The 11,098-nt window shown below is 67.3% G+C and carries 11 protein-coding genes and 1 tRNA gene; 4 read left to right on the top strand and 8 right to left on the bottom strand.

Translation table 11 applies throughout. The features are described from left to right. The first annotated feature begins 170 nt into the window (after nucleotides 1-170). Nucleotides 171-1,874: a PAS domain S-box protein gene (locus ROZ37_RS05565; RefSeq protein ID WP_312658133.1), complete on the top strand. Its 1,704-nt coding sequence runs from the start codon at nucleotides 171-173 to the stop codon at nucleotides 1,872-1,874. A gap of 38 nt (nucleotides 1,875-1,912) precedes the next feature. Next, nucleotides 1,913-3,109, top strand: coding sequence for an RtcB family protein (locus tag ROZ37_RS05560; RefSeq protein ID WP_312658132.1), 1,197 nt, complete (start codon nucleotides 1,913-1,915; stop codon nucleotides 3,107-3,109). A 16-nt stretch (nucleotides 3,110-3,125) separates the two neighbouring features. On the opposite strand, the gene ROZ37_RS05555 is transcribed toward ROZ37_RS05560, so the two are convergent. From ROZ37_RS05555 to ROZ37_RS05540, 4 genes are all read right to left on the bottom strand, one after another. After that, nucleotides 3,126-3,434 carry a P-II family nitrogen regulator gene (locus ROZ37_RS05555; protein WP_312658131.1) on the bottom strand — a complete coding sequence of 103 codons (309 nt, stop codon included), beginning with the start codon at nucleotides 3,432-3,434 and terminating at the stop codon, nucleotides 3,126-3,128. A 2-nt stretch (nucleotides 3,435-3,436) separates the two neighbouring features. After that, complete coding sequence (locus ROZ37_RS05550) at nucleotides 3,437-4,372, bottom strand: sodium-dependent bicarbonate transport family permease (protein ID WP_312658129.1); 936 nt, start codon at nucleotides 4,370-4,372, stop codon at nucleotides 3,437-3,439. Nucleotides 4,373-4,394: 22 nt separating this feature from the next. Continuing rightward, nucleotides 4,395-5,330, bottom strand: coding sequence for a TerC family protein (locus tag ROZ37_RS05545; RefSeq protein WP_312658127.1), 936 nt, complete (start codon nucleotides 5,328-5,330; stop codon nucleotides 4,395-4,397). A gap of 116 nt (nucleotides 5,331-5,446) precedes the next feature. Then, a complete protein-coding gene (locus ROZ37_RS05540; protein WP_312658125.1) occupies nucleotides 5,447-5,848 on the bottom strand; it encodes an HPF/RaiA family ribosome-associated protein in 402 nt (133 codons plus the stop codon). 121 nt (nucleotides 5,849-5,969) lie between these two features. On the opposite strand from ROZ37_RS05540, the gene nhaR reads away from it, so the two are divergent. Beyond that, nucleotides 5,970-6,887 carry a transcriptional activator NhaR gene (gene nhaR, locus ROZ37_RS05535; protein WP_312658123.1) on the top strand — a complete coding sequence of 306 codons (918 nt, stop codon included), beginning with the start codon at nucleotides 5,970-5,972 and terminating at the stop codon, nucleotides 6,885-6,887. Nucleotides 6,888-7,041: 154 nt separating this feature from the next. Here the strand turns inward: nhaR and ROZ37_RS05530 are convergent, their stop codons facing one another. From ROZ37_RS05530 to ROZ37_RS05520, 3 genes are read right to left on the bottom strand one after another with little or no spacing between them, the layout of a single operon-like run. Further along, nucleotides 7,042-7,710, bottom strand: coding sequence for an MOSC domain-containing protein (locus tag ROZ37_RS05530; protein ID WP_312658122.1), 669 nt, complete (start codon nucleotides 7,708-7,710; stop codon nucleotides 7,042-7,044). A 28-nt stretch (nucleotides 7,711-7,738) separates the two neighbouring features. Next, entirely contained in the window at nucleotides 7,739-8,356 is a 618-nt protein-coding gene (locus ROZ37_RS05525; protein ID WP_312658120.1) for a carboxymuconolactone decarboxylase family protein, read from the bottom strand. Further along, a complete protein-coding gene (locus tag ROZ37_RS05520) occupies nucleotides 8,349-9,578 on the bottom strand; it encodes a YbfB/YjiJ family MFS transporter (RefSeq protein ID WP_312658118.1) in 1,230 nt (409 codons plus the stop codon). Before ROZ37_RS05520 ends, ROZ37_RS05525 begins: the two co-directional genes overlap by 8 nt. Before the next feature lie 65 nt (nucleotides 9,579-9,643). On the opposite strand from ROZ37_RS05520, the gene ROZ37_RS05515 reads away from it, so the two are divergent. After that, nucleotides 9,644-10,510, top strand: coding sequence for a LysR family transcriptional regulator (locus ROZ37_RS05515; RefSeq protein WP_312658116.1), 867 nt, complete (start codon nucleotides 9,644-9,646; stop codon nucleotides 10,508-10,510). 155 nt (nucleotides 10,511-10,665) lie between these two features. On the opposite strand, the gene ROZ37_RS05510 is transcribed toward ROZ37_RS05515, so the two are convergent. Then, nucleotides 10,666-10,742 (bottom strand) — tRNA-Arg (locus tag ROZ37_RS05510). Nucleotides 10,743-11,098: the final 356 nt, after the last annotated feature.

The following is an 11,098-nucleotide window of genomic DNA, read 5'->3' as shown; positions in this document are numbered from 1 at the left end:
CGCCGCCGCCGCCGGAACTGCCGTTGCGACCAGCGCATCCAACGGCCGGCAGGCGCGACATGCCTACCTGCGGCAGCGCGCTCCGGCTCGCGTTTTCCCGAATGGCCGCTTGCCCGAATGTCGGCGATGCTGACTCCCCCGAATCGCACACACCACAAGATCCTCGCAAGATGAAGCACGACGTCGAGTCCCTTTCCGCAAAAATCACCCGTCTGGAGGCCGAACTCGCGTGCAGCCGCGAGATCGAGCAGCGCGCGCGGGAACTCATCGAGACCGCGCCGGACGGCATCGTCGTCGTCGATCAGGCCGGCAATATCGTCCTCGTGAATGCGCAGACCGAAAAACTTTTCGGCTACCGGCGCGACGAGCTGCTCGGCAACGCGATCGAGATTCTCGTGCCCGTCCGCGTGCAGGCGGCGCACGTCGAGATGCGCGGCGGTTTCATAGCCAGTCCGGCGGTCCGGCCGATGGGCAGCGGCCTCGATCTCACCGCACGGCGCAAGGACGGCAGCGAGCTGCCGGTCGAGATCAGCCTCAGCCCGCTGCACACCGACGAGGGCGTTCTGGTGTCGGCGTCGATCCGCGACATCACCGAGCGCCGCGAAGTCCAGCGTGCGCTGCGCGAGGCGCGCAACGAGCTCGAACAGCGCGTGCAGCAGCGCACCGGCGAGCTCGAACGCGCGAACCGCGCGCTGCAGACCGAAACGGCCGACCGCAACGAGGCCGAGCGCAAGCTGCACCAGGCACAGAAGATGGAAGCGGTCGGCCAGCTCACCGGCGGCGTCGCGCACGACTTCAACAATCTGCTCACGGTCGTCATGGGCAACCTGCAGCTGCTCGCGCGCCACCTCCGCAACGACCCGCTCGCGGACGAGCTCATCAAGGGCGCGCTGAAGGCCGCGCGCCGCGGCGCCGATCTCAACCGCACGCTGCTCGCGTTCTCGCGCAAGCAGCGTCTGGCGCCGGTCCCCGTCGATTTCAACGAGATGATTTCCAGCATGGCGCCGCTGCTGCGTCGCGCGCTGGGCGAGCAGGTGCAGATCAACGTCGTCGAGGCGCCGGACTTGCCGCTGGCGACCGCCGACGTGACGCAGCTCGAAACCGCGCTGCTGAACCTCGCGGTCAATTCGCGCGATGCGATGCCGATCGGCGGCACCTTGACGATCGAGACGGCGGCGGTCCAGCTCGACGAACACTACGCGTCCCTCGAAATCGACGTGACCCCCGGCCGCTACGTGATGCTTGCGGTCTCCGACACCGGAACCGGCATGACCGACGAAGTCGCGAGCCACGCGTTCGAACCGTTCTTCACGACCAAGGAGACCGGCAAGGGCAGCGGGCTCGGCCTCGCGATGGTGTATGGCTTCGTCAAACAGTCGGGCGGACACGTGAAGCTCTACAGCGAGCCGGAGATCGGCACGACCGTGAAGCTCTTCCTGCCGGAAATCGTGGAATCCGCCGAAACCGGGGCGGCAGCGGCCGAAGCCGAAGCGGCGCAGCCGGTCGGGCGCGAGACGATCCTCGTCGTCGAGGACGAGGAGGATGTGCGCAATCTCGTCTGCCGCCTGCTCACCGCGCTCGGCTACCGCGTGCTGCCGGCCGCGGAGGGCAAGACGGCGCTGGCGCTGCTCGACGCGGAACCCGGCGTCGCGCTGCTGTTCACCGACGTCGTGCTGCCCGGCGGGATGAACGGACCGGACATCGCGCGGGCGGCACAGACGAAACGCCCGGACCTGAAAGTGATCTATACCTCCGGCTACACCGGCAACGCGATCCAGCAACTGGAAGCGCTCGGTGCGGCCGTCAAGCTGCTCAGCAAGCCCTACGCGATCGAGGATTTGGCGCAAACGGTGCGCGACACGCTGGACGGATGAGGGCGCCGCGCTCGCGCGGTCGAACACAGGAAATCCGAATGCCGATTCTGCAAACCATCGAAGGACGCGAAGTGCCGGTCAAGGTGTGGACCGGCGAAATCGAGACGAGCGCGCGACAACAGCTCGCCAACATCGCCCAGTTGCCGATCGTCCATCACCACGTCGCGGCGATGCCCGACGTGCATACCGGCATCGGCGCAACCGTCGGCAGCGTGATCGCGACGAAGAAGGCGATCATCCCGGCCGCGGTCGGCGTCGACATTGGCTGCGGGATGATCGCCGCGCGCACGTCGATCCGCGCCGACGACCTGAACGAAAAGCTGCTGCGCAAGATTTTCGACCAGATCAGCCGCGACGTGCCGGTCGGCCGCGACCAGCACGGCGGACGCGACGTGCCGGCCGAAGCGGCGAAACCGTTCGCGCCGGGACTCGAGCGCATCTACGCGAAGCATCCAGGCCTGCGCAAGGGCGTCGCGAATGCGAACGCGTGGGTCTGCCAGCTCGGCACGCTCGGCGGCGGCAATCATTTCATCGAGCTGTGCCTCGACGAAGCCGGCCGCGTGTGGGTGATGCTGCACTCGGGCAGCCGCGGCATCGGCAACCGCATCGGCAGCTATTTCATCGCGCTCGCGCGGGACGACATGGCGCGGCTCGACGCCCACCTGCCCGACGCCGATCTCGCGTATCTCTCGGAAGGCACGCGCCATTTCGACGACTACGTCGAGGCGGTGTCGTGGGCGCAGCGCTACGCGCGCGAGAACCGCAACGAGATGATGCGCCGCGTGCTCGCCGCGCTCGCGCGCCACCTGCCGCCGTTCGACGTCACGACCGAAGCGGTGAACTGCCACCACAACTACGTCGCCCGCGAACGTCATTACGGCGCCGACGTCTGGGTCACGCGCAAGGGCGCGATCCGCGCCGGCCGCGGGGAGCTCGGCATCATCCCGGGCAGCATGGGCGCAAAAAGCTACATCGTGCGCGGCAAGGGCGACGCGGAGAGTTTCGAATCCTGCGCCCACGGCGCGGGCCGCCGGATGAGCCGCACCGAGGCAAAGAAGACCTTCACGAGCGCCGACCTCGCTCAGCAGACGCGCGGCGTCGTCTGCCGCAAGGACGTCGGCGTCGTCGACGAAATCCCGGGCGCGTACAAGGACATCGACGAGGTCATGGCAAACCAGACCGACCTCGTCGAGGTCGTGCACACGCTGCGACAGGTGCTGTGCGTGAAAGGCTGACGACGCGGCGCCGCCGTCAGAATTTGCCGGGACGCAGGATCTCGATTTCGTGCAGGAACGCGACCATCGCGTAGTTCGCGTAATAGCGCTCCTGCACGTGCGCGAGCAGCGCCTCGGCAAGCGGCCGCGCGCAGATGACTTCGATGCGGATGTTCGCCGCCTCGTCCCACGCCGCGTCGCGCACGCCCCGCGCGCCGCGTCCGCGCGCGTCCGACACCGTGTAGCCCCTGACGCCGAGACGGTCAAAGTCGCGCAGCAGCGACTGCTCGACGACCGCTTCGGCGATCACCGTCACCAGCGTCCGCTTTTCGGTCTGTAGGCTCATCTTCAGGCTCCGGCAAGACGGTTCGCCGCCCAGTTGTAGAGCGGGATTCCGGCGACGATGTTGAACGGGAATGTGACGCCGAGCACCGCGGCGAGCGACAGCGCCGGGTTCGCCTCGGGCACGGCGAGGCGCATCGCCGCCGGGACGGCGATATAGGACGCGCTCGCGGCGAGCGTCATCAGCAGCGTCAGCCCGCCCGGCGACAAGCCGATCAGCAGACCGCAGCCGAGCCCGAGCAGGGCCGACACGAGCGGCATCACCAGACCGAACGCGACGATGAAGACGCCGCGCCGGCGCAGCTCGCCCGCCTGCCGCGCGACGATCAGCCCCATTTCCAGTAGAAACAGCGCGAGCGCCCCCTTGAAGAGATCGAAGAACAGCCCCTTGATCGACGCGAGCCCTTCCGCGCCCGCGGCCCAGCCGATCGCCATGCCGCCGAGCAGCAGCGTGACGCCCTTGCCCAGGAAGGTCTCGTGCGCGAGCAGCCGCCAGTCGGTGTCGCGGCCAATGCCGCGCACGAGCACGATGCCGACCATGATCGCCGGGATCTCCATCACCGCGAGGAAGATCGCCATCTGCGACTCGAAGCCGATCTCGCGCGTCATCAGCCAGTTCACGCCGACCGCGAAGGTCGCGACGCTGACCGAGCCGTAATGCGCGGCCATCGCGCCCGCATCCGCTCGCGCGAGGCCACCCAACATACGCAGCGCGCCGAACGCGATCAGCGTCTGCAGCACGCCGAGCGCAATGACTGCCAGAAGCTGCGGCGCGAGCGGTCCGAGCGGCTGCTCGGCGAGCCCTTGTCCGCCCTTGAGGCCGATTGCAAGCAGCAGGAACACCGACAGCGATTCATACAGCGCTCCCGGCAACTTCAGCTCGGAGCGGACGAGGCCGGCCGCGAGGCCGAACAGGAAAAACAGGACGACGACGTCGATCATCGGGACTTCCGGGAGGGCGAATTCAGGAGCGCGTACGTCCGTTGCGCGTCGCGATCACGCTCGCGACGACGCTCGCGCCGATCAGCACCGACACCGTCGCGAGCGATGCGCCGACCGGCACGTGGTACCACGGCGCGATCAGCATCTTCACGCCGATGAAGGTCAGCACCATCGCGAGGCCGTACTTCAGCAGGTGGAAGCGGCTCGCGACATCCGCGAGCAGGAAGTACAGCGCGCGCAACCCGAGGATCGCGAAGATGTTCGACGTGAAGACGATGAACGGGTCGGTCGTGATCGCGAAGATCGCCGGGATCGAATCGACCGCGAACATCAGGTCGGACGCCTCGACGAGGATCAGCACGAGGAAAAGCGGTGTGACGTGGCGGATGCCGTCCTTGACGACGAAGAAATCCTCGCGGTGCTCGCCTTCGGACACCCGCAGGTGCCGCCGCGCGAAGCGCAGCACCGGGTTGCGCTCGAGGTCCGGCTCCTTGTCGGCAGCGACGAGCATCCTCACGCCGGTGATGACGAGGAAGGCGCCGAACACGTAAAGCACCCAGTCGAACTCGCGCACGAGCCAGGCGCCACCGAGGATCATCGCGGCGCGCATCACGATCGCACCGAGCACGCCGTACAACAGCACGCGGCGCTGGAATTCGGGCACGACCTTGAACGCCGAGAAGATCAGCAGAAACACGAACACGTTGTCGATCGACAGCGACTTCTCGATCAGATAGCCGGTCAGAAACTCGAGCGCCTTCGTGTCGGCGACTTCACGCCCAAGCGTCGCATCGAGGTGCCACCACAGGCCGGCACCGAACAGCAGCGCGAGCGCGAACCACGTGAGCGACCACGCAGCCGCCTCCTTGACGCTGACGCGATGCACCTTGCGGCCGCCGAACACGAAGAGGTCCAGCGCGACCATCACCAGCACGAAGGCGACGAACGCCGCCCACATCCACGGCTCGCCGACCGACACAGCGGAATTCATTGGGGAGAAAAGAAAGTTTTTGTTTTTGGAAGTCGCCGGGCAAGGCGCGCTGGCAGCGCCATGCCCGGAGAAGCGGAAGTCAGTTAGTGGGCGACTGCGGCGGCGCGGCCGTCCTCGTAGTCGGCGAACAGCGGCCAGCCATCCTCGTCATCCACCATCTCGCCGGTCCGCGGCTCGAAGTTCGGGCGGGCCCGCTGCAGTTTGCGCCGCAGCGCGCGGGCGACGCGTTCGGTCGCGCGATTCACCGCGGCGTACAGATCGGCTTCGGTGTCCTCGACGACGATGTCCGGCAGGCCGCCGACGCGGACCCGGATCCCGCAGTGTTTGTCCTCGCCGCCGCGCGGGCCGTTGATGTCCGACAGCCGCACGGTCACCCGCAGGGGACGCTCGTCGAATCGCCCGAGCGCAAAGCGAAGCCGACGCTCGACCGCGTCGCGGAGGCCGTCGGTGAGCACGAAGTCACGAGCATGGATTTCGATCTGCATGGCAATCTCCCTGGAAAATTCCCACATGGGACGACTTCATGATCGCTTCTCTTCACCATCAAGAAAAGCAGATAATTCTTGTCGCTTTGTTCGTCACAGACTGATAGCAGAATCCTCCGGCATGCTGAACTACAAACAGCTCTATTACTTCTGGAACGTCGCCCGCAGCGGCAGCATCACGCGCGCGGCCGAGCGCCTCCACCTGACGCCGCAGACGATCAGCGGCCAGCTCGCCGAGCTGGAACGCTCGCTCGGCGCCGACCTCTTCCGCCGCGTCGGACGCCGGCTGGATCTGACGTCCGCCGGCAAGCTCGCGCTGTCGCACGCCGACGAGATCTTCCAGATCGGCCACGAGCTCGAACAGTCGCTGCGCAGCGGTTCTGCGGGCGGCGACCTGCTGTTCCGGGTCGGCATCGCCGATGCGGTGCCGAAATCGATCGCGCATCGCCTTCTCGCGCCGGCGATCGCCCTCCCGGAACGCGTCTGCCTCGTCTGCCGCGAGGAGAAGCTCGACCAGCTGTTCGGCGACCTCGCGATCCACAAGCTCGATCTCGTGATCGCCGACCGGCCGCTGCCCTCGGAGCTCGGGGTGCGCGGCTACAGCCATGCGCTCGGGCAGAGCGCGGTCGCGTTCTTCGGCGTGCCCGCGCTCGCGGAGCGCTATCGTCCCGGGTTTCCCGCGTCGCTCGATGGCGCTCCGATGCTGCTGCCCGGCGATCGCGCGGCGATGCAGGGGCCGGTCGCGCGCTGGCTCCACGACAACCGGATCCACCCGCAGATCGTCGGCAAGTTCGACGACACGGCCTTGATGAAGGCTTTCGGCAAGGCGGGCGTGGGCGTCTTTCCGGCGCCGGTGATCCTCGAGGAGGAGCTGCGCACGCAGTACGGGGCGGAGTCGATCGGCTTCGCCCGGGACGTCGTCGTCCGTTACTACGCGATCTCGGTCGAGCGCCGCTTGACCCATCCGGCCGTCGTCGCGCTGCACAACGCGGCGCAGGAGTCGATGCTCGGGGAAACGCCGGCGGCTGGCGGGCGATGACGCGGGAGCGGCGCAGCGCGCCACCGCCGACCATGTGCTCGGCACGTCGGCGCAAGTACGTGCACCTCATCCAGCAGCCGGCACGCAAGCACGCCGTTCGCCCCGAATTGGTCGAAGGGCACTGGCCGGCCTGCGACAGGACCGTCCCGAACGCCTACCCCGCCGCCTGCCTCAACCACGCCAGCCGCTGCTCGATTTTCTCGCGCCACCGCGCAGCGACGCCGGGCGTCCGGGCGAGCCGCTCGAGTTCGGCGAGCGGCGGGCGATGTTCCTGCCACAGCAGCATCGCGTCGCGCAGCGTCGGCGCGTCGGAAGCCGGCGTGAGCAGCTCGAGCGTGTCGCGCGGCGATACCCGGCCGGGCTCGACGACGCGCCAGTACCAGCCCGTCAGGAGGTGATCCGCGACGAACGCGGTCATCCCTTCGCAACCGAAGCGTTCGTCGATCTTCCAACACGGCGTGCGCGGTTGGGACACCTGCAGGCAGGCAGTGCCCAGGCGCCAGATGTCCCCGACGCGAACGTCGCGCTCGTCGAGATCGGGCGAGGACAGGTTTTCGCCCATCGACCCCGGCCGCAGCGCATCGCGCACCTCGGGAAAGTGCACGGCGAGTTCCTCGAAATGACGTGCGGGATAAAGATGAACGGCCTTGTCGGGGCCGCCGTGGACCCGTCGGTCGGCCTGCTGGTCGCCGACGAATCCTTCGCGCCCGACATCGACGGGACCGTCCGGCGGCGACTTGTACATCCCGGTCGGACGTCCCGATTCGGGCAGCGGCCGGATGCCGCCGATGAAAACGGATACCTGAGTGGATAGTTTTGCCATGTTCGGGTTCTCCGGGATGGTCACGACGTCAGGCCGGAAAGGCGCGCAACTTCGGCATCATCGAGCCACTCGGCCCGGGTGTGCGCGCGACGTTCATGATCCAGCACACCATCAGGAAATAGCCGACGAGGGCGGTGAGTTCGACCGCGCCGGGCTCGCCGAAACGCGCGGTCGCGTCGGCGTAAGTCGCATCGCTGACGCCGTGCCGTTGCATCAGTTCGATGACGAAGTCGCACACGCACGCGTCCTCGGCGGAGAGGTTCCGCGGTGTGCGTCCCGCCGCGAGCGCGTCGATCGCCGAAGCTTCGACGCCGGCCTTCACCGCGAGCGGCGCATGCGTCTGCCATTCGAACTGGTTGCCGGTCTCGCGCGCGACGACGCAGACCGCGAGCTCGCGCACGCGCTCCGGCAGGATGCCTTCGAAGCGCAGCGCTTCGCCGGTCTTGCCGATGCGCTCCATCAGCGCCGGCGTCTGCAGCAACGGCACGAACGGGCCGAAGATCGCCTTGCGCGGGCCGTTGATGATCGCGTCGGCGGCGGCGCGCTGCGCCTCGGTCATCGCACTGCGTTCGGGAATCGGCAGGCGCTCGGCGTTCGATTCGCCGAAGCCTTGCGGAGTGGGACGTCGAGTTTCGTGATCAGGCATGGCAGGAGGCATCCAGACGATGTTGACGGACCTCGCGACGGAGATAGAACGCGCTGCCGACGAGGCCGCACGCCGCCGCGAGCAGGGCAAGATTCAGCGCAGTCGAGAAATCGGGGGTCACGCGGGCAAGCGCGGCAGACACGACCGGCCCCATCAGCTGCCCGAACGCGAAGCCAGCCGTCATGCGCGCGAGGACCGCAGTCGCGTCGTGCTCCGCCCGCGCGCGCGCTTCCTGCATCGCAACCATCGTGATGACCATGAAAGTGCCCCCGACGCACAGCGCCGCGACGAGGATGCTCACCAGCGACGGCCAGACGGCTGGCAAGAGTACGCCGACCGCCATCACGAGGTGGCTCGCCGCCCAGACGTTGCGCCGGTCGAACCGGCGCAGGCCCCACGCCGCGATCAGCGTCGAGACCGCGGCGGCGGCGCCGAACACCGGCCACGCCCAGCCGAAGACCTGAGGATCGTCGATCAACTGGCGAGCCTGCGCCGGCAGGTAGGTCGCGGGCAGGATGTAGCCGAAGCCGAACAGCGTGTAGGCGAAAATGATCCCGCCGGTACCGGCTCGCGGCGGGCGGTTCGTGTTGCCCGTCGCGCCGGACTGCACGGGTGCCGCAGGCGCCGAATGGCGGCGGCTCACCACGAGCGGCAGGACGATCGCGACGGCGGCCAGCGCAGCGAGCTCGATCCACATGTGTTGTGCACTCACGTCCGGCCGCGCAGCGAGCGCGCAATACACGCCGGCGAATGCGATACCGAGTCCCACCCCGGCGAAGACGACGCCGGCGAGCTGGGGCCGACCATGCGTCGCGAGCCATCCGAGCGCCCAGGCCGAAGTCGCGACGAGACTCCACGCGCTCAGCACGCCGGCGACGAAACGCCATAGCGCCCACGCGGGCAGCGACGACGTCCAGCCGATCGCGCCGGTCACGAGCACGGTGCCGACGAGACCGAGCGCGAGCAGGCTCGCGGCGCGAAGACGCACCCGCGCGGCGAGCAAGGCGCCCGCCAAATATCCCAGATAGTTGGCGGCAGCAAGCCACGCGCCGCTCTCGTTGCCGAGCAGACCGTCGCGGACCATCAACGGGAAAAGCGGCGTAAAGGCGAAGCGGCCGACGCCCATCGCCACCGCGAGCGACAACATCGCCGCAACAACCACCGCCGCAATCGCGCGCATCGCGGCCGCGTCGGAGTGCATTTCGGGAATCTTCGGGTTCATGGCCCGATTAGGCCACGGGACGATACGTGCTGACTAATGAATAAATGTGAATTAGCATTCACGTTATGAGAACAGTCGACCTCGAATCTCTGGCGATCTTCCGAACTGTCGTCGAGGAAGGCGGCGTCGTGCGTGCCGCCGCCAAGCTCCACCGCGTCCCGTCGAACGTCACGACCCGGGTGCGACAGCTCGAGGAATTCCTCGGCGTGCGCCTGTTCCGCCGTGAGGGGCGGACACTCGCGCTGTCAGCGGAAGGGCACACGCTGCTCAATTACGCGGTGCGCCTGCTGCGGCTCGCCGACGAGGCGGTCAATGAGATGCGCAATCGCAAGCCGCAGGGGATCTTCCGCCTCGGCTCGCTCGAGAGCACTGCCGGCAGCCGCCTCGCGCCGATCCTGTCGCGCTATCACGCCGACAATCCGGGCGTCGTCGTCGAACTCGTCACCGGCACCACCAGCGCGCTGATCAGCCGGGTCAACAACTTCGACCTCGAAGCCGCTTTCGTCTCCGAACCCTTCACCGCGCCCGACCTCGCGGCCACCCCCGTGTTCCGCGAAGAACTCGTGCTGATCACCTCGAAGGCCGTCGACCGCGTACGGACGCCGAAGGATCTCGGCCACTGCACGATGATCGCGTTCGCCCACGGCTGCTCCTACCGCAAGCGCCTCGAAGACTGGCTGAGCGCCGACAACGTGATGCCCGAGCGCGCGCTCGAGTTCGCCTCGTACCAAGGAATGATCGCCTGCGTCGCCGCCGGAACGGGTTTCGCGATCGTGCCGAAATCGGTGCTCGCCGCGCTGCATGCGACGGACAAGGTCAAGCGGCACAGCCTGCCGGACCACGTCGCGACGAATACCACCCACCTCGTCCGCCGCGGCGAGCCATCGCTGGCGCTGGAGAGTCTGGTTTCGCTACTGACGGCGGCGGGATAGTCGCGGAGAGCGGACGGCGTATCCGTCGGATCACGCGCTTCCGAACGGAGCCGGGCCTCTATCGATCCGGTCAGCGCCGGCGGCCTGCCGTGAAACCGATTACCCGGCGGAAATGGAAAAAGGGGTTAGCAATCACTCGCTAACCCCTTGAATTCTGGCGCGCCCGGAGAGATTCGAACTCCCTACCCCTTGGTTCGTAGCCAAGTACTCTATCCAGATGAGCTACGGGCGCTTTGCAAAGAAGCGAGATTTTATATGTTCTCGCGATTGCGTCAACTACCTTGCAAAACTTTCTTGAGCTTCCGGCAACTCCCGAACAACCTTCAATCCGGCGTTCGCGAGCGATTTTTGCCGTTTCTACCGCTCTTGCTCGTTCGCAGAGCCGGCATTATGGCGATGCAACTTCGGCTTGGCAAGTTTTCGTCGAGATTTTTCACTGGAGCGTTCGGAATTCGGTTTGAATCGCGTGCGTCGGCCGCGAGAGCAGCCATGGGTCTCACTCCGATGCGCTGCCTTCCCCCAAATCGGCCTCTCGGACGACGGTTTGCAGCCCGGCCGCTTCGACCTCGACTCGTCGACTCGTCTTCC

Origin of the sequence: Aromatoleum sp. (assembly GCF_032027225.1) — a bacterium.
GTDB lineage: Bacteria > Pseudomonadota > Gammaproteobacteria > Burkholderiales > Rhodocyclaceae > Aromatoleum.
Note: the sequence above shows the minus strand (reverse complement) of the source record. Positions and strands in the feature narration are given on the sequence as shown.

Coding starts and splice junctions, on each gene's coding strand:
- ROZ37_RS05560 (WP_312658132.1), top strand. CDS start 1,913: ATGCCGATTCTGCAAACCATCGAAGGACGCGAAGTGCCGGTCAAGGTG.
- ROZ37_RS05515 (WP_312658116.1), top strand. CDS start 9,644: ATGAGAACAGTCGACCTCGAATCTCTGGCGATCTTCCGAACTGTCGTC.
- ROZ37_RS05520 (WP_312658118.1), bottom strand. CDS start 9,578: ATGAACCCGAAGATTCCCGAAATGCACTCCGACGCGGCCGCGATGCGC.
- ROZ37_RS05565 (WP_312658133.1), top strand. CDS start 171: ATGAAGCACGACGTCGAGTCCCTTTCCGCAAAAATCACCCGTCTGGAG.
- ROZ37_RS05530 (WP_312658122.1), bottom strand. CDS start 7,710: ATGGCAAAACTATCCACTCAGGTATCCGTTTTCATCGGCGGCATCCGG.
- ROZ37_RS05545 (WP_312658127.1), bottom strand. CDS start 5,330: ATGTGGGCGGCGTTCGTCGCCTTCGTGCTGGTGATGGTCGCGCTGGAC.
- nhaR (WP_312658123.1), top strand. CDS start 5,970: ATGCTGAACTACAAACAGCTCTATTACTTCTGGAACGTCGCCCGCAGC.
- ROZ37_RS05540 (WP_312658125.1), bottom strand. CDS start 5,848: ATGCAGATCGAAATCCATGCTCGTGACTTCGTGCTCACCGACGGCCTC.
- ROZ37_RS05550 (WP_312658129.1), bottom strand. CDS start 4,372: ATGATCGACGTCGTCGTCCTGTTTTTCCTGTTCGGCCTCGCGGCCGGC.
- ROZ37_RS05555 (WP_312658131.1), bottom strand. CDS start 3,434: ATGAGCCTACAGACCGAAAAGCGGACGCTGGTGACGGTGATCGCCGAA.
- ROZ37_RS05525 (WP_312658120.1), bottom strand. CDS start 8,356: ATGCCTGATCACGAAACTCGACGTCCCACTCCGCAAGGCTTCGGCGAA.